Raw genomic sequence first — 25820 nt, forward strand, 5'->3', positions numbered from 1 at the left:
TTTTGCTTACTTTTGCGCTTTTCAAAAGTGAGCCGCCGTCAGGGCGGAACCCTAAGTGGCCGTTACCGCAGAAACGGATATGTACTCGATCTGACCCAACATCCTGGTCGGCCCAGAGGCCGTCATCGGGGGCAAGCCCCCTCCCACAGTTGGTCTTCTCCGTTCACTGGATCAGTGTTCGACAGGCACTGACAGCGTTGGATTACCCAGTGGGTGGGTACGCGCGGCAAAGAATTTCAGTTCCATGCCAGTACCTTCGAACAACTGCGAATACCGCTGCTTCTGCTGGCGAATGAACCCATCGCTGCGCCCCGACACCGAAATGGCCAGGGTGGTGATGTTGGCCTGGCGGATCGCATCCACCAGGTGTTTATCCTGCGGCCCCAGGTCATGGCCGAAGATGCACAGCGTGCCCTGGTGAGTGAGCAACTGTTCATAGCAGAACGACAGATAATCCGAACTGCGGATGGTCTTGAGCTTTTCCTCCACCTTGCCCTCACTGACGAACAGCGGCACATCGTCCAGCGTCTTGATCGTGTTGTTGATCGCGAAACTGCTGAGCAACGTGCTGTCGGTGGACGGCAGTTTGCGCGCGGTACCGTCGAGGTTGCGCACCAGGTGCAGGCCGCCGTGCAGGTACAGAATGCGCGTGGCGTCAGTGCGGGTGTCGCGCAGGTCAAAGCTTGAATCGGCGCTGCGAAACAGGTCGTCGATACCCGGCGTGTGCAGGATTGCCCAGTAATTGAGCAGGTCGTAATTGCTGGTAAACACCGTGGTGTAGCGGGCCAGTTCCGCGTTGATGGTCGCCAGGGTCGAAGGCTGCACCAGGCGCCAGGGAATATGCACGGTGTGGATCGTATTGATCAGTGCTTCCTTGATCGCGTAGTAGCGATTGCGTGGCGCCGCCGAGCTGACCGCCAGGGCCTTGTTGACGCGGCTGGTGGTTTTCAGCGCGCCCAGGGCTTGCTCGAAACTGCGGGTCTGCAGCGCATCGAATACGCTGAGTTCGGATTGGCCCAGGGGCTTTTCTTCCACTGTGCGAGCGTTTTCAAACAGCGAGTCGTAGGCAAAGTCTTCCCAAATCGTGCGGCTTGCGCCGTTGCCGATCAGAATCCCATTGAAGTCGATGGCGTCGCGCAGTGCGCTCCAGTCGTCAAGGTGGGCGTCAATATCCTGGAAATCCTTCATTGCGGCGGGTCTACTCGAAATCGGCTGGACGGTGACTTTATCACGAGCCGGCATTGATCCTGGTCAAGATACGGCAAGCGGTACCGGTGGATTCTGTGGGTATAAAACCCCTGAGGATCGACCATGAGCAGCACGTTTTTTATCCCCGCCGTCAATATCATGGGCATCGACTGCCTCGACGAAGCCATGATCGCCATCCGCAATTACGGTTTTCGCAAGGCGTTGATCGTCACGGACCAGGGCCTGTGCAAAGCCGGCGTGGCCAGCATGATCGCCGAGAAACTGGCGTTGCAGGACATCGACTCGGTGGTCTACGACGGCGCCAAGCCCAACCCCAATGTGGAAAACGTCGAGAAGGGCCTGGCGTTGCTGCAACAGAGTGCCTGCGATTTTGTCGTGTCCCTGGGCGGCGGCTCGCCCCATGACTGCGCCAAGGGCATCGCGTTGTGCGCCACCAACGGCGGGCGTATCGGCGACTATGAGGGCGTCGACCAATCGAGCCGGCCGCAACTGCCGCTGGTGGCGATCAACACCACCGCCGGCACGGCCAGTGAGATGACCCGTTTCTGCATCATCACCGACGAAACCCGCCACGTGAAAATGGCCATCGTCGACCGCAATGTCACGCCGTTGCTGTCGGTCAACGACCCGGCCTTGATGGTCGCCATGCCCAAGGGCCTCACCGCCGCCACCGGCATGGATGCGTTGACGCATGCCATTGAGGCCTACGTATCCACCGCCGCCACGCCGATCACCGACGCGTGCGCAATCAAGGCCATCGAATTGATCAGTGCCAACCTGCGCCTGGCGGTACGTGACGGCAGCGACTTGGCCGCGCGGGAGAACATGGCGTATGCGCAGTTCCTCGCGGGCATGGCGTTCAACAATGCATCGCTGGGGTTCGTGCATGCCATGGCGCACCAGCTCGGTGGTCTGTACGACCTTCCTCACGGCGTGTGCAATGCGGTGCTGCTGCCCCACGTGCAGAGTTTCAATGCCAGTGTCAGTGCCAAGCGCTTGAGTGACGTGGCCCGCGCGTTGGGTGCCGATATCAAGGGGATTACGCCGGAAGAGGGCGCGCAGGCTGCTATCGTCGCGATTCGCGCCTTGTCCCAGGATGTGGAAATTCCCGCCGGCCTGCGTGAGCTCGGCGCCAGGTTGCAGGATATTCCGCTGCTGGCGAGCAATGCGCTCAAGGATGCGTGTGGCCTGACCAACCCACGGCGCGCGGATCAGCGCCAGATCGAGGAGATCTTTCGCAGCGCGTTTTGATAGGGGCGGCTTCGAGCTGCAAGCGGTAAGCTACGGGTTGAACACGTTCAACATGAGCATGAAGCTTGCGGCTTGCCGCTGAGGTCCCCCATGAGAGTTCTGTTATTCGGCGCCACCGGCATGGTCGGCCAGGGCGTGCTGCGCGAGTGCCTGCTGGCGCCCGACGTGCAGGAAGTCGTCGCGGTCGGCCGTACCCCGTTGACCCAGGAGCACGGCAAACTGCATCAGGTGTTGCACGGCGACATGCTGGATTTCCAACCCCTGGAAAACCTGCTGCAGGGCTTTGATGCGTGCTTCTTTTGCCTGGGCGTTTCCTCGGCGGGCATGAATGAAGTCAAGTACACCCACCTCACTTACGACCTGACGTTAGTCGCCGCCAGCACCCTGGCGCGGCTCAATCCGCAGATGACGTTTATCTACGTGTCTGGTGCCGGCACCGACAGCTCCGAGCGGGGCAAGTCAATGTGGGCACGGGTCAAGGGCAAGACCGAGAACGCCTTGCTGCGCTTGCCGTTCAAGGCGGTCTATCTGTTCCGGCCGGGGATCATCCAACCGTTGCACGGCGTGCGTTCGAAGACGCCGTTGTACCAGGCGTTCTACAGCGTGCTCGGGCCGTTGCTCTCGTTTTTGCGTCGGATAAAACCGAGCTGGGTTGTCAGCACCGAGACCGTCGGCCGTGCGATGCTGCAGGCGGTGAGCCATGGCGCGCCGCAACCGGTGGTGGAGCAGCGCGACATCAATCATCTGGCCGCTGAGCGCGGCTGATCAACCCGCCGTCGCCGCTGCCCGCACCGGCGTGGCGCTGAACTGAATCAACACCACCGCGGCCACCAACAACAACGCTCCGAGCGCCCGCGGCGTTGTCATTGGACGCTGCGCCAGGCCGAACAGCCCGAAATGGTCGAGCAGCAACGACGCCAGAATCTGCCCGGCCATGGCCAGGGCGATAAACCCTGATGCGCCCAGCCTGGGCAGCAGCATCAATGCCAGCGAAATGAAGCACACCCCAAATGCGCCGCCAGCCCACATCCACAGCGGCGCCCGGGTAATAAAGGCCAGGCTCGGCAAGGGCAGCCGGAGTGCGATGATCACCGGCAGCAACACAATAATGCTTACCAGCAGGGATGCCAGCGTCGCCCACAACGGGTGGCCGAGCCCGCGCCCCAGGTTGGCGTTGATCGCACTCTGAAACGGCACCACGGCGCCGGCAATCACCGCCAGCAGCAACAAACCCAGCCAATGCAACGTTGTCATTTCCAATCTCCCAGAGGTTTTGCTGGACTCTAGGTTATTCGTCGCGCAAATTTAAATTCCAAATTCTTATGCCGAGCATGCAGCTGATGAATGACTTGCGACGTGTCGATCTCAACCTGTTGGTGATCCTCGACGCTCTGCTCAGCGAGCAACACGTCACCCGCGCCGCCGAACGCCTGCACCTGAGCCAACCGGCGGTCAGCCATGCGCTGGCGCGCCTGCGTGACCTGTTGGGCGACCCGTTGCTGGTGCGTCAGGGCGGCGCATTGATAGCGACCGCCCGTGCGCTGGAGTTGGCCACGCCTTTGGCAGAGGCCCTGGCTCAGGTGCAGGCGCTGCTGGCGCCGAACCGTTTTGACCCGGCGTCGGCCAAGCGCCGGTTTCGCGTGGCGATGTCGGACTACAGCGCGGCGATTTTCCTGCCCGGCTTGGTGCGTCTGTTACGCCATGAAGCGCCGGGCATCGACTTGCAAATCATCCAGACCAGCCGCGAAGGCATGGTCGACGGTGTACTCAATGGCGATCTGGACCTCGCCGCCGGGGTCTTCCCTGACGTGCCGGCCGAACTGCGCACGACGCCCTTGTTCGAGGAGCATTACACCTGCCTGGTCGACCGCGACAGCCTGCCGCAAGGCGGTGTGCTGGACCTGCCTGCCTACTTGTCACGCCCCCATGTCCTGCTGGAAATGCGCGGCAGCGGCACGCCGGAAATCGAGCGTGCGTTGAGCGCGATTCGTGAGCGGCGTCATGTGGCAATCAGCCTGCCGCACTGGGGCGTGGCACCGCAGCTGATTCAGGGCACGGACCTGATCCTGACCGTCTCATCCCGGGGCCTGCTCAATATCGATCACACGCACCTGATAAGCGTACCGCCGCCGTTTCATATTCCATCGTTTGCGTTCGAGCTGGCCTGGCACGCGCGACGAGGCGGGGATACCGGGTTGCAGTGGCTGAGGGGGCGGGTGCAAGGTGTGCTGCAGGGCTGAGCAGTCGCTACCACGAGGTGGGTGGCTGACGGCGGGTATGAAAAATTCGCATGACCTGTAGTCGCCCGTCACGAATACGGTAAGGAACGATATAGGGCCATCGCGGCACTACCCATTCACGCGTTCCCGGGACCCGGCCCATTCTTCCCAGCGCGGGAAATTGCGCAATGTGTTCGAGCCCGGTCAACATCGCCTGGACGAACTCGGAGGCGGCTTTGGGGTTTTCTTCAGCGATAAAGGCCGCTTCGTCATCAAGGTTTCTGAGGGCTGCCCTCAGCCACTCAACCTGCATTGTTGCGCCATTTATCAGCGACGGCTTTTACCTCGGCAGGCGTCGCGAAATCTCCCGCATCGGCTTCTTCCAGTGCTTTTTGAATCTCTTCGATTTGCCATGCTTCACGTGCCAGGTATTCGCGCAACGCATCAACAGCAAGGAACGATTTGCTGCGACCGGTCGCTTTGGCGAGACTGGCAAGCGTATCGGCGACGTCTTCCGGTATCCGCAGAGACATGACAGACATACAAACCTCGATGTAGTGATATGTAGTGCGCCATACTACAGCGTCATCCGATGGAGCGTTTGTCCCGTTCGTCAGGGCATTGCGGACGATTGCCGGCGTAGGGAATGGCGCAACAAATGAAGTTTTACCCGTAGCCCCGGAACCTGCACAATCGCTGTCTATTTCAACAATTTGCCAGAATTTGCCAGAGCCCCGCCCATGACCCCATCCTTGCTGTTAGCGGTCCTTGCTTCCGGGTTTATCTATGGTATTACGCCCGGCCCTGGCGTGTTGGCCGTGTTCGGCATCGGCGCCGCCCGTGGCCGTCGCGCCGGTGCCGGTTTCCTGGGTGGGCATTTGCTCGGCGACGTGGTGTGGTGCAGCACCGCCCTGGTGGCGATTGTGGGGGCGCGGGAAGTCGGCAGCAGTGCGTTTGATGTACTCGGCGTGCTCAGCGGCCTCTATCTGTTCTGGCTCGGCTGGCGCGCCATCCGCACCCAGCGCCGTAGCGGCGACGCCCCTCAGGGCGCGGCGCGGCATCCGTTCTGGCACGGCATTCTGTTCGGCCTGACCAACCCCAAGGCGTACCCGGTGGCGGTGGCGACCTTCACGGCACTGCTCTCCAGTCGTGCCGAGTTGCTGACGTGGTCGATGCTGCCGTCGCTGATTTTTCTGAGTTTTATCGGCGGCCTGCTGGCCTACGCGATCCTGATCGGTGTGGTCGGTGCCCAGCGTGTGCGTACGGTGTATCAACGTCACGAAATCCTCATCACGAAGCTGTGCGGCGTGATGTTTATCGGGTTCGCCGTCAACGCTCTGGCGCACGCATTGCCAGGCCTGTTTGCAAGCAAACCCGCCTGAATCAGCAACGACCGTTCGTCGCACTGCAAAGTTTTTTCTAAACCTTTGCCGCATGCAAAATTCGAATTCAGGGCAAGGAGCCGTTCCCTTGCCCCTATTTTTGCCCTGGAGGAACCCATCATGAGCCGCATGGCTATCCGGTTACGCACCGCCAGTTTCGCGATGCTGCTGGGCCTCGGCGCCAGCAGTGCTTTCGCCCAGTCGCCTGCCCAATTCATCGAGCAGGCTTCAGCCAAAGGCATGGCCGATATCGAAACCAGTCGTATGGCGCACGCCAAGACCTCGTCCCAGGAAATCAAGGATTACACCATTGAGGTAATCAACGAGCGCACCCTGGCCAACCAGCATCTGGCGGCGATCGCCAAAAAGCTCGACCTGCCGGTGGCCCCGCGGGAGAAGATCGTCGACAAGGCTGAAACCCTGATGCCCGAACTCAAGGACGGCGACTCCTTCGACGCCGCCTATATCGCGCAGCAGGTCAAGGAAAACGAAGACGCCATCGCCCTGTTCAAGCAGGAAGGTGCGGCGTCGGATGTGCCTGAGATAAAAGCGTTGGTGGACGAGACGCTGCCCAAGTTGCAGGAGCGTCTGGAGAAAGCCCGGGCCCTGGCATCGACCTACGGCAAGGACCACCAGGGTGACGGTTGAAGTAGCCCCTTGAAATGAAAACGGCGGTTGGATCATCTCCAACCGGCGTTTTTTTATGCCTGGTTCAAATCGGTTTTTGGCGGCGCCGCGTCGTCGGCGGCGGCACCACAACTGCTGTTGAGGCTCAAGCTGCCGGCTTTGCCGATATCGCGATATTCCTGGCGCAGTTTTTCAAGCTCTTTGCGGTCCAGGCCGTCCAGGCTCAACACGGCGTTCTGGGCATCCTTGGACACACGCAACAGCTCGTCGATCTTGATATGCAGAATGTCGTTATCGCGGTTCTGTGTGTTCTGGATCAGGAACACCATCAGGAACGTGATGATGGTGGTCGAGGTGTTGATGATCAATTGCCAGGTGTCGTTGTAATGAAAGTACGGCCCGCTCAGGCTCCACGCCAGAATCAACGCCACCGCCGCGTAGAACGTCCGGGGGCTGCCGGCCCAGCGCGATAGAGTTTGGGAGACAGCGGAGAATTTCATGACCGTTTTTCCTCAAAAGGGGGGTGATGAAAATACTGACCGCAACGAGTCGCTGAAATTTCTTTTTACAACTTGGCCTGCGGACCAAAGCAGGCATTTTTCTGCCCGGGTTTTAGGAGCGAGCCTACGGCGCTGCGAAGCCATGAGCGCAAGACTGGGTTTTTGACCTGGACAGTCCTTATGTACGCAGAGGCCGCTTGTGACATACCTGCGCTTTATTACTTGACCGAAGATCATTTTTTCGCGGCGACCTGCGCGGTGTACCGTCGACATGCCGCCGGTATCAATACCTATCTTGCCGAGGAAAATCCCACGCCGTGGAATACGTTGTTCATCCGCGTGGGCTGCGCGCCCCTGCGCGAAACGACGCCGGTGATTCTGCAACTGATCCGCCGTACCGCATTGCCTATACGCATCGTGATGCCTGAGGTACAGGTCGACGGGTTACGCGACGCCCTCACCGGGCTTGGCTTTGAGCCTGCCGAAAAGAGCACCACGATGGTTCACCCCTTGGCACGCTTCGCGCCATCGATTAGCGAGGAGGCCGTGCAGATCAGCCTGACGCGTGACTTGAACGAGTGGGCGAGTCCGCTTGGCAGTGCGTTTTCGATATCGCCCGAGACGGTCGCCCATTATCAGACGCGGCACCAGCGGGCGCTGGACGCCGGTGAAGCCCTTTATCACTTCATCCTGTCCGTCGAGGGGCAGGTGGGCTGTGCGTTGACCTTGTCAGTGTGTGAGGGCCAGGCAAGGCTCAGTGACGTCGGCACGCTGACCGGCTTTCGCGCCAGAGGCTATGCCACGCGATTGATCCAGTCGGCCCTGCTTCACGCCTCGGGGCTTGGGGCGCGCAGGTGTTTTCTCGAGGGGTCGATGATGGCTGTCCCGCTGTATCAAAAATTGGGTTTCCAACGATTATTCGACTGCGTGTCTTTTGTTCGCGGGCCTGTGCCAAGCCCGTGATCAGAACGCCAGTGCTGCCTGGCCGCGATCCTCCAGCGTCAACAGATACTGCTTGGCTTCAAGCCCGCCGGCAAACCCCGTCAGTGCCCCCGAAGCCCCCACGACACGGTGACAGGGCGCAATGATCGAGATGGGGTTACGCCCGTTCGCTGCGCCTACGGCGCGCACGGCGTTCGGGTTGCCGATCTGCCGGGCTATCTGGCTGTAGCTGCGGGTTTCGCCGAAGGGGATGGTCAGCAAAGCCTGCCAGACTTGCTTCTGAAAGTCAGTGCCGTAGAAATCCAGTTCCAACTCGAAACGATTGCGCGTACCCGCGAAATACTCCGCCAGCTGCCGCTCTGTTTCCAGGAGTACCGGGCTATCGTTGGCTTCGTGCAGTTCACCCAGGCGCACCCGATTTTCCCTTTCCGTTTCCCAGAGCACGGCACCGAGCTTGCCATTGCGGGCTACCAGGGTGAGTTGGCCGACGGGGGAGGGCATGAATTTGCAGGCGTATGACATGGGATTGATCCTTGAGGCTGTCCGCTGCAACTATCCGCTCAGTGAACCCTGGGAGAAACCGGTTTCTTGCGGTCGGTAGGACGCTGCTTAAATCAATGTCGCTGATACTCGGAAAACGGGTCCGACAATAAATGTAGCTTAGAGCGCCGCGTTCAGTGAAAACGGAATGCGCAATCCACCAACCGGCCCTTCGCGTACCCCGCACATCTCGTCATGCACACTGTGTTGCACCAGCACGCAGGGAAACGCGGGCACCCCTTGCAGCAGGTCGCGCAAATGGGTGGTGGAGCGGATGCGCAGTGGCTGCCCGTCATCGCCCTGCAGCGTTTTTTCATCGCGATCCAGCCGAACCCGTGCCAGATACAAGCCACCTTCCAGCGACAGCAATTGCAGCTCGCGGATCTCGCCGTTCGCGGCCAGCTCGGTCAGCATGTGCACATTCATGAATTGCACCTCATTGGACGCCGACCTGGGCGTGATCGACCGGTTGATCAATGTGTATTGGTACCCAACGCACAATACTTGTACAGAATTTTATATTTGTACAGTTTTCTGGGGCGACGCGAACACAGGCGTTAACGGCCCTTGAACGCCAGGCATAAAAAAACCGGTCACAGGGACCGGTTTTTTATGCTTCCCGTGTCAGCCGTGGCATGACAGGAGAACCTATTTGAGTGGAGCGGGTAGAGGGAATCGAACCCTCAACTAAAGCTTGGGAAGCTTTCGTTTTGCCACTAAACTATACCCGCTCAAAGCGGCTGACTTTGTACCAGATGTTCACCCGGATTTGAAGTTTTTCTTCGAAAAAATCGCACGTTGCGCTCGCGCCGCCTGCCGAATAGGTGGCGCCACTGCAGGAGCCCGCTCCTGCAGTGAGTCTGATGTCAGACCGCAAAGGCGTGTTGCGTCTGACCTGGCTGGTAACGTATGCGACTCACCGGCCGCTGCCCTTTCAAAAAGCCCACCACCGCGTCCCGGCTGTCCCGGCACGCCGCTTTATGCTCCATATCGAGGAAATGCCCCGTCGCCTGAACCGTGCTGAAGCTGCTGTTTTTCACATGCTGACCGAACAGCCTGGCATCGCCTGCGCTGGTGTACTCGTCCCACTCGCCGTTCACGAACAGCACGGGAATGTCGATCTGCCTGGCTGCCTTGAGGTAGCACAACCGGTCGCTGTTGAGCACCTGGCTGATGTGGAAGTGCATCTGTCCGTATTCATGTTCGGCCAGGCCGCTCACGTGCTTGTGGTTGAAGCGCTTGAACAGCGACGGCAAGTGCTTGCCCAGGGTGCTGTTGACCAGGTGGCCGACGCGGTCGCGGTCCAGGTTGCCGAGGTAGTCGACGCCGCGCTCCAGATAATCACGCATCGGTGCGTTGATCACCGGGGAGAACGAGCTGATCACGGCCTTTTCGACGCGTTGCGGGCGTTGAGCGAGGGCGAACAGCGTCGCGGCGCCGCCCCAGGAGAACGAGAGCACGTGTTCGGCGGCAAAGCGGTCGATGAGCTCCAGGAGGATCTGGCCTTCGACTTCCTTGGTCAGCATCCGCTCGTGGCGGTTGTGTAGTTTGGAACGGCCGGCATAGGGCTGGTCGTACAACACCACATTGAATTGCGGGTACAGGCTTTTCACGGTCTGGGAGAAAGAGGCCGTGGTGGCCATCGAGCCGTTGACCAGGACGATGGTTTTTTCAGCGGCATCGGCGCGATAGAACTCCGTGTAAACCCGGTATTGACCCTGTATATCCAACACAGCGATTTCTGGCCTCATGTCGTAAGACTCCTGGCAAGCGGGTAGGGCGCGCAAATGACTGTGCACGAGCTTTATGACAGGTAGGCATACGCCTGGAAGCCGAGCGCCCATGTCGGTCCGATTGCGGCTGGCCGACAGCGGTTGTCAGGGCGGGATGTTTGCCGGGACAGCCCGTCAATCAAGCGCGGGCGGGGCAAGGTGTTTCTTGGAGGTTATAGGTGACCCGCCAGTCATCATCCAACGGGTGAACTTGATTCAAGCACAGGCTCGGGATGTCGCAAGCGGCGCAGAGGTTTTTTTGCCGTCAGCGGCTGAGCGGTCGTCAGACGAGACGGATTTCCTCGTCAGTCAGCGCCCGATATTCGCCCGGCGCAAGCGCTGCATCCAGTTGCAGCGGCCCCATGCGCTCGCGATGCAGGGCAGTCACTTTGTTATCAAAATGCCCGAACATGCGTTTGACCTGGTGATAGCGGCCTTCGATGATGCTCAAGCGCGCCGTCCTGGGGCCCAGTAACTCCAGTTCGGCGGGTTGAGTGATGAGGTTTTCGAAGGCGAAGTACAGGCCCGCCCTGAAGACCGCTGCATAGTCCGGGCCGATGTCCTGCTCGGTTTCCACCCGATACACCTTGGGTAACTTGGTCGCCGGTTGCGTCAGGCGCCGCGACCACTGGCCGTCATTGGTGAGTACCATCAGCCCGGTGGTGTTGTAGTCCAGACGCCCGGCGATATGCAGTGCGTCCTTGTGCGGTTCATCCAGCAGATCGAGTACTGTGCGGTGTTGCGCATCGCAGGTAGCGCTGACGCACCCTTGCGGCTTGTGCAGCATGAAATAACGTGCAGGTTTGCCCGGCTGCAGCACCTCACCGTCCACGCGCACGCTGCTGAACGTGCGCACCTCATGAAGCGGGTCGCTTACCGTGGCACCATCCACCGTTACCCGGCGTTCGGCCAACAGCAGCCGCACTTGCTTGCGATTAAACCGTGGCAGGTTACTGAGGAAGCGATCAAGGCGCATCGTGGCGGCGCAGCTGTTGGTCCACCTGGGCGCAACGCGGGCACAGGCAGGCCTGGTTGCGCAGTTCGTCGGGCAGCGCCTGGAGCACCTCCGGGTCGATGGTGACGCTGTAGCACCAGCAGGCCTGGTCGGCCGTGCGCGGGTCGGCCAGGCTGCAGTCGTTACGGGCACCGCAGGCGGGGCAAAGGGTCGGGGTGGTCATGGGCAGGTCGGGCTGTATCGGGCAAGGTGTGCGTGGCCTTGCACGATACAGCGCCGATGGGCGCCAAGCTACTTACAGCTTGAATTTGCCGACCAGCACACTGAACGAGGTGGCCAGGCGCGACAGGTCCTGGCTGGAAGCGTTGGTCTGATGCGCGCCGGCGGCGGTCTGGGTCGACAGGTCCTGGATGTTGAGCAGGTTGCGATCGACTTCACGCGCCACTTGGGCCTGTTCCTCCGAGGCGGACGCGATGACCAGGTTGCGTTCGTTGATCTTCGCCACACTGGCGGTGATACGTTGCAACGCTTCGCCGGCATTCTGCGCCAGCACCTGGGTGTTGTTGGCCCAGCTCAGGCTCTTGTTCATCGCGGCCACCGCGCCGTCGGCGCCGACTTGCACTTCGCCGATCATTTTTTCAATGTCCACCGTGGACACTTGTGTGCGATGGGCCAGCGCGCGCACTTCATCGGCCACCACCGCAAAGCCACGACCTTGCTCACCCGCACGGGCGGCCTCGATCGCTGCGTTGAGGGCGAGCAGGTTGGTCTGGTCGGCAATCCCACGAATCACATCGATCACCTTGCCGATTTCGCGGACCTGGCTGGCGAGGCCTTCCACCGACTTCGTCGAATCGTTGATCTCCACCACCATCGAATTCATGCCGGAGACGGCCTGTGCCACTTGCTCACGGCCTTCCTCGGCCTCGGTAGTCGCCTGGCTTGAAGCCTGCGAAGTCGATACAGCGTTGCCGGCCACCTCATCGACGGCCGCAGTCATCTCGTTCACGGCGGTGGCAGCTTGTTGAATTTCATCATTCTGCCGGGTCAGGCCCCGGGTGCTTTCTTCGGTGACTGCGCTCAGTTCTTCAGCGGCCGAGGCCAGCTGGTCGGAGGCGTTTGCGATTTCCAGCAGGGTGTGTTTCAAGCCGCCCTGCATGTCCGACAGCGCCACCAGCAACTGCCCGGCTTCGTCGGTGCGCTCGGTGCTGATGGTCTGGGTCAGGTCACCGTCGGCAATGCGTTGCGCGCTCGCCACCGCTTGAGCGATGGGGCGGGTGATCAGGCGGGTGATCAGCACGCCGACGATAATGGCGATGATGAAGGCCAGGACGATGCCACTGATCATCCAGGTGAGCGCACTGTCACGCAGCGCCTCGGCGGCAATGGCGCCTTCCTTGATCTGGCGGTTGTTGGATTCGACCATCACGCGGATCAGCTCGCGGGCCTGGCGGAACAGTTCATTGTTGGTGGTATTGAGCTCGGTGCGTGCCTGCTCGATCTGGCCTTTGTCGAGCAGACTCAGGATGCGTTCCGAGCTACTGAGGTACGTTGGCCAGATCTGGTCGAAGGTGTCACCCGCCGCCCGCTCGTCATCTTCCAACGGCGTGGCGCGGTAGGTGGTGTACGCCGCCTGGCTGCGTTTGACTTCGTTGGCGATATCCTGGCGCACGCGGTCGCGGTCCTGCTGGGCGACGTCACCGTTACCGGCATCGAGCAAGCGGTACAAACCACGGTTGTGTGCCACCAGCCCATTCAGGGTGGCAGTTGTGTTGCTGACCGACACCAGGTTGTTGGAGAACGTTAATTCCAGCGCTGCGGCGAGCCGCACGACCCCTTTGATACCCAGCAGGCCGACACCGAGGGTAATCACGGAGCAAAGTAAAAATGAGAGCAGCAGCTTGGTAGCAATTTTCATATCTTGAATCCGGCGGTAAGTAACGGGAAGGCGCACACCAAGGCCTCCGTGGCACTGTGCAGTATCACAATGACATCATTGTAAGAGACAAAGTTTCGCCTCTGAATAAAATACTGAATCGATACAGCTAACGTATTCCGGCGTACCGCTGGTGATGTATCAAGTTGTTACTGAAACGCACCAGATTCTGCTTTTGATGTCATACGTTCTGTCATTCAAGTAAATCTGAATGACGCCCTCCAGCGTCGCTGGAGGTGCTCTTCCGCGGTCCAGGAGGCCGCCATGTATCGACGACTGCTGCTCACTGCATTACTCGGCCTGACCCTGTCAGCTTGCGTGCCCTATTACGATGGAGGTACCACTTACTACCGCTCCGAGGTCTACACCGCACCGGCACCCGCCTATTATTACGGCGGTCCTCGTTACTACGGGCGCAGCTACTACACACCCGCGCCACGCTACTATCCGGCTCCCCGTTATTATTCGGCGCCGCGTTATTACCAACCTGCGCCACGTTACTACCCAAGGTCTGCCTATCGGCCGTATCCAAACCAGGGATGGGGAGACAATCGGTGGGGCAACGGTGGGCACGGGCGTGGTGGCGATCACGGCGGTGGGCGCGGAGGTCACCGCTGACAAAAGGTTTTGAACGAAGCGGCGCATGATGCGCCGCTTTTTTTTGCCCGCCGTTTGTCGGTACTGTCAGAATTAACAGCTAGCTTTGAGGCCGCAGATACATTTCACTGGGGGAAAAGCGGTGTGGTAATCGAAGGTGGCGTCTATGCTCAAACACGTGATGTGCATGCTTGTACTGGTCGTCTGTATGGCTGGCCAGGCGCAGGGCAACCAGTTCTGTCCAGACAAGTCGAAGATCCAGACGGGCACGGGTTATTTCCAGTACCAGGCCAGCGGCGTGCTGTGGCAAGGTCCCAAGGTTGAGCCCGGCGAGTTCATACATGCCTTCTCGGGCGCGGTGTTTGCGCCGCAGAAGGGTGATGATCGACGCAGCGGGCTGGTGGAAAAATGTGTGTACACCAATCAGCGCGATGAGCTTGTCGTATTGCGTCCGTGCCTGTCAGACGTGGCCAGCAGCATGTCGTTGGCGGACAGCTTGCATTGGGAGCGCGAAAACACTTCGTTCGACCAACTGGTTTATCTGTGCAAGGAAAATCAACCGGGTAACTGTGCCTTCAACGTTAAGGATAACCGGCGATAAGCTGTCAGTAATCGGAAAGATCTGCCAAAGGATTCCTACCTTCCCATGCCTTGTTGAAGTGCGCCTGCACCACCGCCTCGGGAATTGTATTGATATCCGGCCAATGCCAGCGAGGCGCCTGATCCTTATCGATCAGCCTTGCCCGTACGCCTTCGGCAAATTCCGGATGGCGACAACAATTGAGGCTCAGCGTGTATTCCATCTGGAACACTTGCGCCAGGGACAAATGACGGGCGCGGCGGATCTGCTCCCACACCAGGTGCGCCGTCAACGGGCAGCCTTCACTGAGGGTCTTGCCGGCGCGGGCCAGGAGTGGGTCAGCGTGATCCTTGAGCAGGCTCAACGCGCGCCACGCACTGGCCACGTCACCCACATCCAGCCATTCGTCGATCTGCCCCCGGCGCGGCATCCATTGTGCCTCGGGTAGCTGGTCGACGGCGTCCTGGGCCAGGGCCTTGAGCAAACTGTTGAGCTGCATCGCGGTCTGTTCCTGCCAGTTCAATTGCAACAGGCCATCGAGCAATTCGTCTTGCTGGTCATCGCGCAGGAAACGGTCGGCCAGGCCCAGGTCCAGGGCATCACGGCCATTGATATGGGCACCGGTAAGGCCTAGGAACAAACCCAGCGTGCCGGGCAGGCGCGACAGAAACCAGCTGGCGCCCACGTCCGGGTACAAGCCGATGCTGATTTCCGGCATGGCCAAACGGCTGCTGGGGGTCACAATGCGTACGGACGCACTCTGCAACAGGCCCATCCCGCCGCCCAACACATAACCGTGACCCCAGCAGATCAACGGTTTCGGGTAGGTATGCAGGCGATAATCCAGGCGATATTCAGCGGCAAAAAATTGCGCGGCCAGGGTAGGCACGACGCCAGGTTGTTCCCGGCAGGCCATCGCCAGGCTGCGCACTTCGCCGCCTGCGCAGAAGGCCTTGGGGCCGTTGCCGCGCAGCAATACGCAGACGATCGTCGGGTCCTTGGCCCAGGTGTCCAGGCGTTCGTCCAGGGCCAGGATCATCGGCAGGGAGAGGGCGTTGAGCGACTGTTGCGCATCCAGGCTGGCGATGCCGATGCGGGCGCCGTGGTTGCCGGTGAGTTCTTCGAAGTGCAGATTCATCGTGACCTCAATCCAGAAGGTGAAGGGTCAGTATGATCGCTCCGTGGGAAAGTGCCGGGGGTGTGTCAGATCAATTGACAAGCGGGGTCGGCTTTCCTAGGGTTCGCCCATTGTTTTTCACTCGATGACCTCATCATGACCGACGGCGACCGCATCAAACTCGAACCCAGTTGGAAACACGCTCTGCGCGAGGAGTTCGACAAGCCCTACATGGGCGCACTGCGCGAGTTTCTGCGCCAGGAACACGCCGCAGGCAAGGAGATCTATCCGCCGGGCCCGCTGATCTTCAATGCACTCAATTCCACGCCGCTGGACAAGGTCAAAGTGGTCATTCTTGGACAGGACCCGTATCACGGTCCCGGCCAGGCCCATGGTTTGTGCTTCTCGGTGCAACCGGGCGTGCCGGCGCCGCCTTCGTTGGTCAATATCTATAAAGAACTCAAGCGTGACCTGAACATTGACATCCCCAACCACGGCTACCTGCAAAGCTGGGCCGACCAGGGCGTGCTGATGCTCAACACCACGCTGACCGTGGAGCGCGCCAACGCCAACGCCCATGCCGGCAAGGGCTGGCAGTTTTTTACCGATCGGGTGATCGAGGTGGTCAGCGAGCATCAGCCGCACCTGGTGTTCCTGTTGTGGGGCGCCCATGCCCAGAGCAAGCAGAAGCTGATCGATGCCACCAAGCACCTGGTGCTGACTTCGGTGCACCCGTCGCCGCTGTCGGCGTATCGCGGGTTTCTCGGTTGCGGGCATTTCAGCCGCGCCAACAAGTTTCTTGAGCAAAACGGCGAGGCGCCGATTGAGTGGCGATTGCCGCCTGTTTGACCCGTGCGTTGCTATAGCCTGACCATGCATATCGATTGGTTTTGAATATCAGCGACATACAGATTGCGGCCGTCCGGAGCTACCACAATACCTCGCGGACTGCCGAAACCTGCGATCGTGCCGACCATGCTTTCCAGTCGGGTGTCATAAATGCTGATCTGGTCCCTCTCAGTGATATAGGCCATCTCGCTGAGGGGGTTGAATGCTACGCCCCAGGGCTCGTTGAGGCCGCTGATGTACTTGCTGACTTCAGGAATCAAGGCGTCGCCGATAGTCAAGCGGCCCGCGTCGCGGTGAGTGATGTAAATGCGTGGGTAGCGTGGGCTGTGACCGATCGAAGTAGGATTGCCTGGGGCGATGGCGAGCTGCCTGACGATCGGCTTGTTTTCAAGGTCTACGATGCTCCAGCCCGCTAAATCCGACACAACGTAAACGCGAGTGTCGTCACGCGGCGCCACTATCACTTCCTTGGCGTAACGCACAGGTATTTCGGTTACGCGTTGGTGGTCGCTGGTGTCAATGGTTACCAACTCCGAAGCCCCGTGATCAGCGACATAGAGCCGGGTGCCGGTTGAGTTCAATGCCATGCCATTAACCGTCGTGAACCCCGTGATGCGTGCGATGACGCTGTTACTCACGGTTTCGATAACGGTAATCGGGTTTCCCGATGCGGCGCTGTTGTCACTCACGTAAATGCGCGAACCTGCCGGGTTGATTGCCAGCCATATCGGGGAACCGAGATTTTCTATCGTCTGTAGGACGCTAAGTGGCTGGGTATCTAGAACGGTGAGGGATCCCGATGCTGTGGCGCTTGCCACATAAAGGCGTGTTCCTGCGCGGTTCATTACCAGGCGATTGGGGGAGCCCGGTACTGCAATGGTTTGCACAACTTGTGCATGTGCACGGGCATCGCCAGGGGGGCTTTGAATAAGATCTTCCATCATGTGTACTCCCAGGGGTTCACAGGCTGCAGGCAGCGTGATTATTGATGAGTCCTGCCCGGGAATTCATGCGCTTTATGGTTGAGAATGCCCAGCTGTGAGAAATGACAGTCCAGATGAACGGTCACAAAGCCTGGCAAGCACGACAAGCTGCTTATTCAAGGCTGACGATTCCAGTACCGGAACAACGGCTCCGCCAGGAACAGCACAAACAACAAACGCATCACCTGCATCGCTGTCACCAATGGCACCGACAATTGCAAGGTTTCAGCCGTAAGGCTCATCTCGGCAATGCCGCCGGGCATCATGCCCAGGGTCAGGGAGCGCAGGTCGAGATGGGTCAGGGCGCTCAAGCCCATCGCCGCCAATGTTGCCAGTGCCATGGTCAAGGCGGTGCCTATCAAGGTGCGCGCCATGAACGCCGGCGCACGTCGGAAGAACTGGCGGTTGAAGTGACAGCCCAAACCGCTGCCGATCAACCATTGGCCGATCTGACTGCCGCCATCGGGCAGGCCGATATGCAGATCCCACATCACACTGGCCGTCGCGCTGACCAGCAACGGGCCGAACAGCCAAGGGTTCGGTTGTCGCAAACGCTGCCAGCCCCAGGCCGCCAGCGCACCTATCGGAAACAGCAACGCCAGCCATAGCCAATTGACCGGCGCCGGATGAAACTGCGGCGCGCCCCCACCCAGCAAGTATTTGAAGATCGCCGGCACACACAGCACCACCACTAATACCCGCAGGCTTTGCCCCGCCGCGACACGGCTCAACACGGCACCGTTGCGTGCGCCGAGGTTGACCATCTCGCCGGACCCGCCTGGCATGCTGGAAAAAAACGCGGTAGCGCGATCTTCGCCACTGCGGCGCATCAGCCACACACTGACCACACTCGACAGGCTGGTGACCAGCGCGCCGAAAAAGATCAGCCCGAAGTGGCTCATCACTTGCTCGATCACCACCGGTGTGAAGTGCAGGCCGATGCCGATGCCCACCACCCATTGGCCGCATTTGCGCCCACCGGGGATTTCCGCCAACTGCCACGGCGTCAGGCAGCGCACCAGGATGATCGCCAGCAACGAGCCGACCATGTAGGGCAAAGGCCAGCCGACGAGGCTGGCCAGGTAACCGCCGGCCAGGCCGACCAGCGGTGTTCCCCACCAATGTTTGAAGGTGACCTCAGACATCGGCCACGGCACGACGCTGCAGGGCGCGTTTGCGGTAAATGCGCACCAGCGGGAACATCAGCATCAGTGCGGTCAGTACCCACACGCCAAAGGTGATCGGGCTCGACCAGAGGATTTCCAGTGCACCGTTGGAGATCGACAGCGCCCGGCGCAGGTTCTGTTCCATCAGGCCGCCGAGGATAAAGCCGAGCAATACCGGCGACAGCGGGAAGTCCAGCTTGCGCAGGATGTAGCCGAAGATGCCGATCCCGACCATCAGGAACAGGTCGAACGTGGTGGCGTGAACCGCGTACACACCGATCGCGGTAATGATGGCGATCACCGGCACCAGCGCCCAGTTCGGCACGGCGAGGATACGGGTGAAGATGCGGATCATCGGGATATTGAGGATCACCAGCATGATGTTCGCGATAAACAACGACGCGATCAGGCCCCAGACAATGTCCGGTTGCTGTTGGAACAGCAGCGGACCGGGGGTGATGTTGTACAGCGACAGGGCGCCAATCATCACGGCGGTGGTGCCCGAGCCGGGAACGCCCAGGGTCAGCATCGGCACCAGTGCGCCGCAGGCGGAGGCGCCGATCGCGGTTTCCGGAGCGGCCAGGCCACGCATGTCGCCTTGGCCGAATTTGCCGCTGGCACCGGCCAGGCGTTTTTCGGTCATGTAGGCCACGGCGGACGCCAGGGTTGCACCGGCACCCGGCAACACGCCCATGATGAAACCGAGCAAGCCGCAGCGGATGTTAACCACGAACACCGCACCGGCTTCCTTGAGGTTGAACATCATGCGCCCGGTGGCCTTGACCGCTTCCTGGCCACGGTGGGTTTTTTCCAGCAGCAACAGGATCTCGCTGATGGAGAACAGGCCCAGCACCAGCACCACAAACTGAATGCCGTCGGTGAGGTGGATGTTGTCGCCGGTAAAGCGGTACACGCCGCTGTTGGCATCGATGCCCACCGCCGAGAGGAACAGGCCAATCAGCGCCGCCACGAAGGTCTTCAGCGGCTTGTCACCGGCCATGCCGCCCAGGCACACAATCGCAAATACCATCAGTACGAAATACTCCGCCGGACCGAAGGCAATCGCCCATTTGGCCAGCAGCGGTGCGAACAGCACCATGCCGCAGGTGGCGATAAAGGCACCGATGAACGAACTCCAGGCCGACAACGACAGCGCCACACCGGCCAAGCCTTTGCGGGCCATTGGGTAGCCGTCCAGGGTGGTCATTACGGTGGAGGCTTCGCCCGGAATATTGAGCAGGATCGAGCTGATGCGACCGCCGTATTCGCAGCCCAGGTACACCGCCGCGAGCAGGATCAATGCCGACTCGGGTGGCAGGCCCAGGGCGAATGCGATGGGGATCAACAGCGCTACGCCGTTGATCGGGCCCAGGCCCGGCAACAGACCGACCACGGTGCCGATCAGCGTGCCGCACAACGCGGTGATCAGGTTGTACGGGCTCAGCGCGACGCCGAAACCCTGGCCCAAATAGCCAAAAGTATCCATATCAGTTCTCCAGAACGTCGAGCAGGCCGAGGGGCAGCGGCACATCCATGGCTTTATCGAACAGCAGGTACAGGCCGATAGCCATGAGGCCAACGATCACCACGCTGGGCATCCAGCGGCCGCCATACAGGCGCGCCATCGGGATGCCGATCAACATGCTGCTGAGGATGAAACCCAGGGATTCGAAGGTGGCGGCGAACACGAGCAACAGCACCACGCAAATGCCTATCTTGATCAGGGTGTCGCGGTCCAGCGCCGGGTCTTCTTCGGTGTGCTTGGTGGGCTGCGGGCGAAACAGCATGTAGATCAGCGCCAGGCTCATCAGCCCGAGCATCAGCAGCGGGTAGGCGCGCGGCCCGACCGGCTCGTAGGAAAACGCCGCCTGATACGGCCAGGCCATCAGGGCGAGGCCGGCGCAGGCCAGCAACAGCACGGCGGCGAAAATGCGTTGTAAGAGCATAGAAAACTCCAAGGCCTCTCTTGCAGGAGCGAGCTTGCTTGCAAAAAACGTCAACGATAACGCGTGCTGTGTGGACGCACGTGGATGTCCTTGGGTTCTTCGCGAGCAAGCTCGCTCCTACAGGGGCATTACACAAAAGAGGGGGCGTTTACTGGATCAGGCCGAACTCTTTGGCCAGCACTTTGTAGTCAGCCACCTGTTTCTTCACGTAGGTGTCCAGCTCCGGGCCGGTCATGGCGAAGGGGAACAGCTCGCGCTGGTCACGCAGCTTGGCGAACTCGTCGGAGGCCAGCAGTTTGTCGAACGCCTCTTTCCACCAGGCGTAGTCGGCATCGCTGACTTTTGGCCCGAGGTAGAAACCGCGCACCACAGGCCAGACGATGTCGTAGCCTTGCTCCTTGGCGGTCGGGATGTCTTTCATTTCCGGCTCGTCCAGACGCTGCTCGGAGAACACCGCCAACAGGCGCATGTCACCGCTGAGGATGTGCGGCATGGAGTCGGAGATATCGGTACTGCCCACCTGGATGTGGCCACCGAGCAACGCGGTGGCGATTTCGCCGCCGCCTTCGAGTGCGACGTAACGCAGCTCGCGCGGGTTGATCCCGGCCGCCTTGGCGATCAGTGCGGTTTGCATCCAGTCCTGGCTGCCGACCGTGCCGCCCGAACCTATCACCACGCTGCCTGGATCTTTCTTCAAGGCTTTTACGAGATCGTCGAGAGACTTGTAGGGCGAATCACTTTTCACCGCGATAGCACCGTAGCTGGTACCCACTGCGGCGAGCCAGCGCACGGCGCTTTCATCGAAGCGACCGAACTTGCCCTGTGCCAGGTTCAGCAGCGAACCGCTGGACCAGGCCACCAGGGTGCCGCCATCCGCAGGGCGCTGAGCAACCACCGCGTTATAGGCCACGGCGCCCACGCCGCCTGGCATGTAGGTCACACGCATTGGCTTGCTCAAGAGCTTCTGGTTGACCAGCGCGCTTTGCGCCAGTTTGCAGGTCAGGTCGAAACCACCGCCAGGGGAGGCCGGGGCGATGCATTCAGGGCGCTTGGGTTCATCGGCGGCCAGCAGGTGGCCGGCAAACAGCATGCAGCCGGCGGCGAGGGCGAGCTTACGTAGGGGGAACGTCATGTGTGTCTCCATTTATTGTTCTTATTTGGCGAAAACGCTTCGAGGCGTTTTTCGGGTGCTATCGCTCAATAGCTTGGCAGGCGTAACCTGCCGTCGCCCGATGCTAACCGGCGAAGCTTTCAGTATCCTTTCAACTGCCTTTCACTGTTTTCGGGCTTCACAGGGCAGTCGGCGCCTGTAAACTGCCTCGCAAAGCGTGGCGCCGACCACCCCGAATAAGGTAGAAATCCATGCGCGTCCTCCTGGTTGAAGACCATTTGCAACTTGCCGAAAGTGTCGCCCAGGCGCTCAAGAGCACGGGGTTGACCGTCGACGTACTGCACGATGGCGTGGCCGCGGACCTGGCCCTGAGCAGTGAGGAATACGCCGCGGTGATCCTCGATGTGGGGCTGCCGCGCATGGACGGTTTCGAAGTGCTGGCACGCTTGCGCGCCCGTGGAAAAAATGTGCCGGTGTTGATGCTGACGGCCCGCAGCGATGTAAAGGACCGCGTGCATGGCTTGAACCTGGGCGCCGACGATTACCTGGCCAAACCGTTTGAGCTGACGGAACTCGAAGCGCGGGTCAAGGCGCTGCTGCGGCGCAGCGTGTTGGGCGGCGAGCGCCAGCAAGCGTGCGGCGTGCTGGTTTACGACCTCGATACGCGGCGCTTCACGGTTGGTGGCGAACTGATGACCCTGACCTCTCGTGAGCAAGCCGTGCTTGAGGCGCTCATTGCCCGGCCTGGTCGGGTGATGAGCAAGGAGCAACTGGCCTCCCAGGTGTTCGGTCTCGACGAAGAAGCCAGCCCCGACGCCATCGAAATCTACGTGCACCGCCTGCGCAAGAAGCTCGATGGCCAGCCCATCGCCATTGTCACCTTCCGTGGTCTCGGCTACCTGCTGGAAGCCCGCGATGCATAAGCCCCGTAGCCTGCGCTGGCGCCTGCTGTGCAACCTGGCGCTGTTGCTGGTGCTGCTGATGCTCGCCAGCGGCATGAGCGCCTACTGGAACGGTCGCGAAGCCGCCGACACCGCCTACGACCGCACGCTGCTGGCCTCGGCGCGCACCATTGCCGCCGGCTTGACCCAGGTGGACGGCACGCTCAGCGCCAATGTGCCTTATGTGGCCCTGGATACCTTCGCCTACGACAGTGCCGGGCGTATTTATTATCAGGTCAACGACATCCACCAGCAGCTGATTTCCGGTTATGAAAACCTGCCCGGCCCGCCACCCGGCACCCCGCGCACCGACGATTATCCGGCCCTGGCGCGGTTCTACGACGCTGTGTATCAGGGCCAGCCGGTGCGCGTGGTGAGCCTGCTCAAGGCTGTCTCCGAGCCGAACATGAACGGCATGGCGGAGGTGCGTGTGGCGGAAACCGACGAAGCCCGTGTCGCCATGGCGCGCAGCCTGATGGCCGACACCTTGTTACGCCTGGGCATGCTTGCCATTGGTGCGCTGCTGCTGGTGTGGTTTGCCGTCAGCGCGGCGTTGCGCCCGCTGGAGCGCCTGCGCACGGCGGTGGAAGAGCGCCAGCCCGACGACCTGCGGCCCTTGCCGCTGGTGGAGGTGCAGGATGAGTTCGGTCCGCTGGTGCGCTCCCTCAATCATTTCACCGAACGCCTGCGCGGCCAGTTCGAACGCCAGGCGCAGTTTATTGCCGACGCCGCCCACGAGTTGCGCACGCCGCTGGCCGCGCTCAAGGCCCGCCTGGAACTCGGCCTGCGCGCCGAAGAACCGGCCACGTGGCGCAGCACCCTGGAAACCGCCGCCCAGGGCACCGATCGGCTCACTCACCTGGCTAATCAGTTGTTGTCCCTGGCCCGCATCGAAAACGGTGCCCGGGCCATTGCCGAAGGCGGCGCGCAGTTGCTCGACCTCAGTCAACTGGCGCGGGAGCTGGGCATGGCCATGGCGCCGCTGGCCCATGCGCGTGGCGTTGCCCTGGCGCTGGAGGCGGACGAACCGGTGTGGCTGCGTGGCGAACCGACGCTGCTCAACGAGTTGCTGAGCAACCTGGTGGACAACGCATTGGCTCACACTCCACCGGGTGGCAACGTGATTTTACGGGTGACGGCGCCGGCGGTGCTGGAAGTCGAGGACGATGGCCCGGGTATCCCGCTGGAGGAGCGGGACCGGGTGTTCGAGCGATTTTATCGACGCAGTCAGCAGGGTATGGGGTCCGGCCTGGGGCTGGCGATTGTCGGCGAGATCTGCCGTGCGCACCTGGCGCAGATCAGTCTGCATGATGGCGCGTCGGCGGGCTTGAAAGTGCGAGTGAGCTTTATTGCCGGCGATCAATAGAACATCGAACGTGCTTCATGCAGCTCAAGGTGCAGTTTCTCGCTGGAGGGGTCGAGCCGCAGTTTTTTCATCGCCGGCACGCTCGCCATGTCGACTTTCGCCAATGGGTGTTCCGTGTTGTGGTGACAGAACAGCACCGCAACCTGCACCAGGTCGATGTAATCGAGCGGGCCGCCGTCGCGTTCCAGGTTCAGGTACTGGCCCGGCAGTTTTGCCAGCATTTCCGGGAAGTCCCAGCCACTGAGCAACTTGTCGCCCAGTATCGGATGGATGCTGTCGATCACGTGGTTTAGGCTGACCGGATCGGACAGCAACTCGTAATGGTCTTCGGCGTAGGTGAGGATCGGCAGCACGCCAATCTGGTGCACCAGGCCACCCAGGGCCGCCTGGTCCGGCTTGAGCTGGCTGTGCCGGCGACACAAGGCATAGCTGACGCCGGCTACTTCAAGGCTGCGGCGCCACACATCGCGCATTTTCTGTTCCACCACCTCGGAGCGGGCGTGGAAGATCTGTTCCATGACCAGGCCGATGGCCAGGTTGCTGCTGTAATTGGTGCCAAGCCGCGTGATGGCGGTGTGCAGGTCGGTGACTTCCTGAGTCGCCCTCAGCAACGGGCTGTTGACCACTTTGATCAGGCGCGCCGACAGGGCCGTATCACGACCGATCACCTTGCTCAAGTGGCTGATGCTGATCTCCGGGTCTTCGGCGGCCTGACGAATCTTCATGGCCACCTCCGGTAATGTCGGCAGAACCAGGTCATCGTTGTCGATGGCCTTCACCAAAGCCTGTTGGACTTTTTCCGCCAGCTGGTTCATTCATGCTCTCTAGGGTGTCGCAAAAAAAGGTGCAGCGATCAACGCTGGATCTCGCGATCGCGATCCAGCGCGTAGGGCAGGTCGAGCAACTGCAGGCCGGGGCCTTCCAGGCTGCCTAAACGGATGTCGCCATTGTCGGCAGCTTCGGCTTGCAGCACGGCAAGAAGTTCAATTGACTGGTCGGCTTTTGCCGCGATGACCACTTCGCCGATCGAACTGTTATGGCTGGGAGCAAACAGTGCGGTGCCTGGCTCGGGCAATTGGGCTGCAACCATGCTCAGGCGGTACAGGCGGCGCTTGAGTTTGCCGAGGTACTGCATGCGCGCGACGATTTCCTGGCCGGTATAGCAGCCTTTCTTAAAGCTGACCCCGCCCACGGCTTGCAGATTGAGCATCTGCGGGATGAACAGTTCGCGGGTCTGCGGCATCACCTGGCCGATGCCGGCGCGAATCTGGCCGAGCAGCCATTCGTTCAGCTCGGCTTGCGGCAGGGTGGCCGCCAATTGGCTGAGCAGGCTCTCGGCGTGTTCGGCGGGTGCCCAGAGTTCAGCGCGGCCTGGCGATACACGGATGGCGATCAGCGTCTCGGTGCGCACCACGCTGTCGGTCTCCACCGGTAACGCCAAACCAAGGGCGGATAGGGCCTGATCGGCATGCGCCAGGCCAAAACGCACCCACGCGGCGCTTTCATCGGTGAGTTTGGATTTGGAGAACACCGCGTATTTTTTCAGGTCCGCCAGTTGCGGTTCGAGCAGTTCGCTGGCCATGGCCAGGAGCACGCCGTCACCTTGTAACAGGATGCGAAAACTGGACTGCATCCGGCCTTTTTGCGTGCAGCGCGCGCCCAGGCTGGCCTGGGTGTCATTCAGGTAATTGAGGTTGCAGGTCAACTGGCCCTGCAGGAACTTGGCAGCGTCAGCACCGCGGACGGCAAGAACGCCTTCGTGGGTCAGGGAGCAGAAGAAAGCAGAGTCGGCCATGGGTCATCGCAGGTTAAAAAGTCATGGGTGCATCAT

30 protein-coding genes, 1 tRNA gene and 1 pseudogene are annotated in these 25820 nt (G+C 60.8%); 11 read left to right on the plus strand and 21 right to left on the minus strand.

Features of this window, described 5'->3' with window-relative positions; all coding sequences use genetic code 11:
• Nucleotides 1-171 precede the first annotated feature (171 nt).
• Nucleotides 172-1188, minus strand: a complete 1017-nt coding sequence (locus tag BFP93_RS13120) for a DUF4917 family protein (RefSeq protein ID WP_065893446.1) — start codon at nt 1186-1188, stop codon at nt 172-174.
• A 123-nt stretch (nt 1189-1311) separates the two neighbouring features.
• Between BFP93_RS13120 and yiaY the strand changes: the two genes are divergently transcribed.
• Together yiaY and BFP93_RS13130 are read left to right on the plus strand one after the other, a co-directional pair.
• A complete protein-coding gene (gene yiaY / locus BFP93_RS13125; protein WP_065886202.1) occupies nt 1312-2460 on the plus strand; it encodes an L-threonine dehydrogenase in 1149 nt (382 codons plus the stop codon).
• Nucleotides 2461-2550: 90 nt separating this feature from the next.
• Nucleotides 2551-3225, plus strand: coding sequence for an NAD(P)H-binding protein (locus BFP93_RS13130; protein WP_065893447.1), 675 nt, complete (start codon nt 2551-2553; stop codon nt 3223-3225).
• Here BFP93_RS13130 and BFP93_RS13135 read toward each other — a convergent pair whose 3' ends face one another.
• The gene (locus tag BFP93_RS13135) at nt 3226-3714 is read right to left on the minus strand and encodes a DMT family transporter (protein WP_065893448.1); all 489 of its coding nucleotides are present in this window, start codon (nt 3712-3714) and stop codon (nt 3226-3228) included.
• Nucleotides 3715-3782: 68 nt separating this feature from the next.
• Here BFP93_RS13135 and BFP93_RS13140 point away from each other — a divergent pair, with 68 nt between their 5' ends.
• Complete coding sequence (locus BFP93_RS13140) at nt 3783-4700, plus strand: LysR family transcriptional regulator (protein WP_065893449.1); 918 nt, start codon at nt 3783-3785, stop codon at nt 4698-4700.
• A gap of 7 nt (nt 4701-4707) precedes the next feature.
• Here BFP93_RS13140 and BFP93_RS13145 read toward each other — a convergent pair whose 3' ends face one another.
• Nucleotides 4708-4992, minus strand: coding sequence for a type II toxin-antitoxin system RelE/ParE family toxin (locus BFP93_RS13145; RefSeq protein ID WP_065893450.1), 285 nt, complete (start codon nt 4990-4992; stop codon nt 4708-4710).
• The gene (locus tag BFP93_RS13150) at nt 4982-5221 is read right to left on the minus strand and encodes a CopG family ribbon-helix-helix protein (protein ID WP_065893451.1); all 240 of its coding nucleotides are present in this window, start codon (nt 5219-5221) and stop codon (nt 4982-4984) included. The genes BFP93_RS13145 and BFP93_RS13150 overlap by 11 nt, the downstream gene beginning before the upstream one ends.
• 198 nt (nt 5222-5419) lie before the next feature.
• Here BFP93_RS13150 and BFP93_RS13155 point away from each other — a divergent pair, with 198 nt between their 5' ends.
• Nucleotides 5420-6061, plus strand: a complete 642-nt coding sequence (locus tag BFP93_RS13155) for a LysE family translocator (RefSeq protein ID WP_065893452.1) — start codon at nt 5420-5422, stop codon at nt 6059-6061.
• Nucleotides 6062-6181: 120 nt separating this feature from the next.
• On the plus strand, nt 6182-6709 hold the full coding sequence (locus tag BFP93_RS13160; protein ID WP_065893453.1) for a DUF4142 domain-containing protein: 528 nt from the start codon (nt 6182-6184) through the stop codon (nt 6707-6709).
• Nucleotides 6710-6762: 53 nt separating this feature from the next.
• Here the strand turns inward: BFP93_RS13160 and BFP93_RS13165 are convergent, their stop codons facing one another.
• Nucleotides 6763-7188, minus strand: coding sequence for a low affinity iron permease family protein (locus BFP93_RS13165; protein ID WP_065893454.1), 426 nt, complete (start codon nt 7186-7188; stop codon nt 6763-6765).
• 180 nt (nt 7189-7368) lie between these two features.
• Here BFP93_RS13165 and BFP93_RS13170 point away from each other — a divergent pair, with 180 nt between their 5' ends.
• On the plus strand, nt 7369-8151 hold the full coding sequence (locus tag BFP93_RS13170; RefSeq protein ID WP_065893455.1) for a GNAT family N-acetyltransferase: 783 nt from the start codon (nt 7369-7371) through the stop codon (nt 8149-8151).
• Here BFP93_RS13170 and BFP93_RS13175 read toward each other — a convergent pair whose 3' ends face one another.
• The 8 genes and pseudogenes from BFP93_RS13175 to BFP93_RS29680 form a co-directional block, all read right to left on the minus strand.
• A complete protein-coding gene (locus BFP93_RS13175) occupies nt 8152-8652 on the minus strand; it encodes a methylated-DNA--[protein]-cysteine S-methyltransferase (RefSeq protein ID WP_065893456.1) in 501 nt (166 codons plus the stop codon).
• 138 nt (nt 8653-8790) lie between these two features.
• Nucleotides 8791-9096 (minus strand): DUF6482 family protein, encoded by a 306-nt coding sequence (locus BFP93_RS13180; RefSeq protein ID WP_065893457.1) that lies wholly within the window; start codon nt 9094-9096, stop codon nt 8791-8793.
• Nucleotides 9097-9327: 231 nt separating this feature from the next.
• Nucleotides 9328-9401, minus strand: a tRNA-Gly gene (locus BFP93_RS13185).
• A gap of 135 nt (nt 9402-9536) precedes the next feature.
• Nucleotides 9537-10421, minus strand: a complete 885-nt coding sequence (locus tag BFP93_RS13190) for an alpha/beta fold hydrolase (protein ID WP_065893458.1) — start codon at nt 10419-10421, stop codon at nt 9537-9539.
• A gap of 304 nt (nt 10422-10725) precedes the next feature.
• Nucleotides 10726-11418, minus strand: coding sequence for a pseudouridine synthase (locus tag BFP93_RS13195; protein WP_065886214.1), 693 nt, complete (start codon nt 11416-11418; stop codon nt 10726-10728).
• Entirely contained in the window at nt 11408-11620 is a 213-nt protein-coding gene (locus tag BFP93_RS13200; RefSeq protein WP_065893459.1) for a cysteine-rich CWC family protein, read from the minus strand. Before BFP93_RS13200 ends, BFP93_RS13195 begins: the two co-directional genes overlap by 11 nt.
• Before the next feature lie 72 nt (nt 11621-11692).
• Complete coding sequence (locus BFP93_RS29675; protein ID WP_370671701.1) at nt 11693-12556, minus strand: methyl-accepting chemotaxis protein; 864 nt, start codon at nt 12554-12556, stop codon at nt 11693-11695.
• Nucleotides 12551-13315: pseudogene (locus BFP93_RS29680) on the minus strand (MCP four helix bundle domain-containing protein); the annotation flags it as partial. The pseudogene BFP93_RS29680 and the gene BFP93_RS29675, both read right to left, overlap by 6 nt.
• 282 nt (nt 13316-13597) lie before the next feature.
• Here BFP93_RS29680 and BFP93_RS29255 point away from each other — a divergent pair.
• Together BFP93_RS29255 and BFP93_RS13210 are read left to right on the plus strand one after the other, a co-directional pair.
• On the plus strand, nt 13598-13951 hold the full coding sequence (locus BFP93_RS29255; RefSeq protein WP_082632001.1) for a hypothetical protein: 354 nt from the start codon (nt 13598-13600) through the stop codon (nt 13949-13951).
• Nucleotides 13952-14096: 145 nt separating this feature from the next.
• Complete coding sequence (locus BFP93_RS13210; RefSeq protein ID WP_065893461.1) at nt 14097-14531, plus strand: DUF3757 domain-containing protein; 435 nt, start codon at nt 14097-14099, stop codon at nt 14529-14531.
• A 4-nt stretch (nt 14532-14535) separates the two neighbouring features.
• Here BFP93_RS13210 and BFP93_RS13215 read toward each other — a convergent pair whose 3' ends face one another.
• A complete protein-coding gene (locus tag BFP93_RS13215) occupies nt 14536-15648 on the minus strand; it encodes an enoyl-CoA hydratase/isomerase family protein (protein ID WP_065893462.1) in 1113 nt (370 codons plus the stop codon).
• A 135-nt stretch (nt 15649-15783) separates the two neighbouring features.
• Between BFP93_RS13215 and ung the strand changes: the two genes are divergently transcribed.
• On the plus strand, nt 15784-16476 hold the full coding sequence (gene ung / locus BFP93_RS13220) for a uracil-DNA glycosylase (protein WP_065893463.1): 693 nt from the start codon (nt 15784-15786) through the stop codon (nt 16474-16476).
• An 11-nt stretch (nt 16477-16487) separates the two neighbouring features.
• Here the strand turns inward: ung and BFP93_RS13225 are convergent, their stop codons facing one another.
• From BFP93_RS13225 to BFP93_RS13245, 5 genes are all read right to left on the minus strand, one after another.
• Entirely contained in the window at nt 16488-17420 is a 933-nt protein-coding gene (locus BFP93_RS13225) for a YncE family protein (RefSeq protein WP_128875681.1), read from the minus strand.
• A gap of 155 nt (nt 17421-17575) precedes the next feature.
• Entirely contained in the window at nt 17576-18604 is a 1029-nt protein-coding gene (locus tag BFP93_RS13230; RefSeq protein WP_065893613.1) for an AbrB family transcriptional regulator, read from the minus strand.
• Nucleotides 18597-20111 (minus strand): tripartite tricarboxylate transporter permease, encoded by a 1515-nt coding sequence (locus BFP93_RS13235; protein WP_065886225.1) that lies wholly within the window; start codon nt 20109-20111, stop codon nt 18597-18599. Before BFP93_RS13235 ends, BFP93_RS13230 begins: the two co-directional genes overlap by 8 nt.
• A 1-nt stretch (nt 20112) precedes the next feature.
• Nucleotides 20113-20571, minus strand: coding sequence for a tripartite tricarboxylate transporter TctB family protein (locus BFP93_RS13240; protein WP_065893465.1), 459 nt, complete (start codon nt 20569-20571; stop codon nt 20113-20115).
• Between the two features lie 148 nt (nt 20572-20719).
• Complete coding sequence (locus tag BFP93_RS13245) at nt 20720-21703, minus strand: Bug family tripartite tricarboxylate transporter substrate binding protein (RefSeq protein ID WP_065893466.1); 984 nt, start codon at nt 21701-21703, stop codon at nt 20720-20722.
• A gap of 230 nt (nt 21704-21933) precedes the next feature.
• Here BFP93_RS13245 and BFP93_RS13250 point away from each other — a divergent pair, with 230 nt between their 5' ends.
• Together BFP93_RS13250 and BFP93_RS13255 are read left to right on the plus strand one after the other, a co-directional pair.
• Nucleotides 21934-22605, plus strand: a complete 672-nt coding sequence (locus tag BFP93_RS13250) for a response regulator (protein ID WP_057723066.1) — start codon at nt 21934-21936, stop codon at nt 22603-22605.
• The gene (locus BFP93_RS13255; RefSeq protein WP_065893467.1) at nt 22598-23989 is read left to right on the plus strand and encodes a sensor histidine kinase; all 1392 of its coding nucleotides are present in this window, start codon (nt 22598-22600) and stop codon (nt 23987-23989) included. The genes BFP93_RS13250 and BFP93_RS13255 overlap by 8 nt, the downstream gene beginning before the upstream one ends.
• On the opposite strand, the gene BFP93_RS13260 is transcribed toward BFP93_RS13255, so the two are convergent.
• Both BFP93_RS13260 and BFP93_RS13265 read right to left on the minus strand, forming a co-directional pair.
• Complete coding sequence (locus tag BFP93_RS13260; protein WP_065893468.1) at nt 23983-24804, minus strand: HDOD domain-containing protein; 822 nt, start codon at nt 24802-24804, stop codon at nt 23983-23985. The two genes, BFP93_RS13255 and BFP93_RS13260, sit on opposite strands and share 7 nt — an antisense overlap.
• A gap of 38 nt (nt 24805-24842) precedes the next feature.
• Complete coding sequence (locus tag BFP93_RS13265; RefSeq protein WP_065893469.1) at nt 24843-25784, minus strand: CAF17-like 4Fe-4S cluster assembly/insertion protein YgfZ; 942 nt, start codon at nt 25782-25784, stop codon at nt 24843-24845.
• Nucleotides 25785-25820: the final 36 nt, after the last annotated feature.

This window comes from Pseudomonas sp. 44 R 15 (assembly GCF_900004965.1).
GTDB lineage: Bacteria > Pseudomonadota > Gammaproteobacteria > Pseudomonadales > Pseudomonadaceae > Aquipseudomonas > Aquipseudomonas orientalis_A.

Coding starts and splice junctions, on each gene's coding strand:
- BFP93_RS13245 (WP_065893466.1), bottom strand. CDS start 21,703: ATGACGTTCCCCCTACGTAAGCTCGCCCTCGCCGCCGGCTGCATGCTG.
- BFP93_RS29255 (WP_082632001.1), top strand. CDS start 13,598: ATGTATCGACGACTGCTGCTCACTGCATTACTCGGCCTGACCCTGTCA.
- BFP93_RS13130 (WP_065893447.1), top strand. CDS start 2,551: ATGAGAGTTCTGTTATTCGGCGCCACCGGCATGGTCGGCCAGGGCGTG.
- BFP93_RS13240 (WP_065893465.1), bottom strand. CDS start 20,571: ATGCTCTTACAACGCATTTTCGCCGCCGTGCTGTTGCTGGCCTGCGCC.
- BFP93_RS13180 (WP_065893457.1), bottom strand. CDS start 9,096: ATGAATGTGCACATGCTGACCGAGCTGGCCGCGAACGGCGAGATCCGC.
- BFP93_RS13225 (WP_128875681.1), bottom strand. CDS start 17,420: ATGATGGAAGATCTTATTCAAAGCCCCCCTGGCGATGCCCGTGCACAT.
- BFP93_RS13265 (WP_065893469.1), bottom strand. CDS start 25,784: ATGGCCGACTCTGCTTTCTTCTGCTCCCTGACCCACGAAGGCGTTCTT.
- BFP93_RS13135 (WP_065893448.1), bottom strand. CDS start 3,714: ATGACAACGTTGCATTGGCTGGGTTTGTTGCTGCTGGCGGTGATTGCC.
- BFP93_RS29675 (WP_370671701.1), bottom strand. CDS start 12,556: ATGCAGGGCGGCTTGAAACACACCCTGCTGGAAATCGCAAACGCCTCC.
- BFP93_RS13210 (WP_065893461.1), top strand. CDS start 14,097: ATGCTCAAACACGTGATGTGCATGCTTGTACTGGTCGTCTGTATGGCT.
- BFP93_RS13155 (WP_065893452.1), top strand. CDS start 5,420: ATGACCCCATCCTTGCTGTTAGCGGTCCTTGCTTCCGGGTTTATCTAT.
- BFP93_RS13170 (WP_065893455.1), top strand. CDS start 7,369: ATGTACGCAGAGGCCGCTTGTGACATACCTGCGCTTTATTACTTGACC.
- BFP93_RS13195 (WP_065886214.1), bottom strand. CDS start 11,418: ATGCGCCTTGATCGCTTCCTCAGTAACCTGCCACGGTTTAATCGCAAG.
- BFP93_RS13235 (WP_065886225.1), bottom strand. CDS start 20,111: ATGGATACTTTTGGCTATTTGGGCCAGGGTTTCGGCGTCGCGCTGAGC.
- yiaY (WP_065886202.1), top strand. CDS start 1,312: ATGAGCAGCACGTTTTTTATCCCCGCCGTCAATATCATGGGCATCGAC.
- BFP93_RS13150 (WP_065893451.1), bottom strand. CDS start 5,221: ATGTCTGTCATGTCTCTGCGGATACCGGAAGACGTCGCCGATACGCTT.
- BFP93_RS13145 (WP_065893450.1), bottom strand. CDS start 4,992: ATGCAGGTTGAGTGGCTGAGGGCAGCCCTCAGAAACCTTGATGACGAA.
- BFP93_RS13215 (WP_065893462.1), bottom strand. CDS start 15,648: ATGAATCTGCACTTCGAAGAACTCACCGGCAACCACGGCGCCCGCATC.
- BFP93_RS13230 (WP_065893613.1), bottom strand. CDS start 18,604: ATGTCTGAGGTCACCTTCAAACATTGGTGGGGAACACCGCTGGTCGGC.
- BFP93_RS13120 (WP_065893446.1), bottom strand. CDS start 1,188: ATGAAGGATTTCCAGGATATTGACGCCCACCTTGACGACTGGAGCGCA.
- BFP93_RS13160 (WP_065893453.1), top strand. CDS start 6,182: ATGAGCCGCATGGCTATCCGGTTACGCACCGCCAGTTTCGCGATGCTG.
- BFP93_RS13165 (WP_065893454.1), bottom strand. CDS start 7,188: ATGAAATTCTCCGCTGTCTCCCAAACTCTATCGCGCTGGGCCGGCAGC.
- BFP93_RS13140 (WP_065893449.1), top strand. CDS start 3,783: ATGCCGAGCATGCAGCTGATGAATGACTTGCGACGTGTCGATCTCAAC.
- BFP93_RS13175 (WP_065893456.1), bottom strand. CDS start 8,652: ATGTCATACGCCTGCAAATTCATGCCCTCCCCCGTCGGCCAACTCACC.
- BFP93_RS13255 (WP_065893467.1), top strand. CDS start 22,598: ATGCATAAGCCCCGTAGCCTGCGCTGGCGCCTGCTGTGCAACCTGGCG.
- BFP93_RS13190 (WP_065893458.1), bottom strand. CDS start 10,421: ATGAGGCCAGAAATCGCTGTGTTGGATATACAGGGTCAATACCGGGTT.
- BFP93_RS13260 (WP_065893468.1), bottom strand. CDS start 24,804: ATGAACCAGCTGGCGGAAAAAGTCCAACAGGCTTTGGTGAAGGCCATC.
- BFP93_RS13250 (WP_057723066.1), top strand. CDS start 21,934: ATGCGCGTCCTCCTGGTTGAAGACCATTTGCAACTTGCCGAAAGTGTC.
- ung (WP_065893463.1), top strand. CDS start 15,784: ATGACCGACGGCGACCGCATCAAACTCGAACCCAGTTGGAAACACGCT.
- BFP93_RS13200 (WP_065893459.1), bottom strand. CDS start 11,620: ATGACCACCCCGACCCTTTGCCCCGCCTGCGGTGCCCGTAACGACTGC.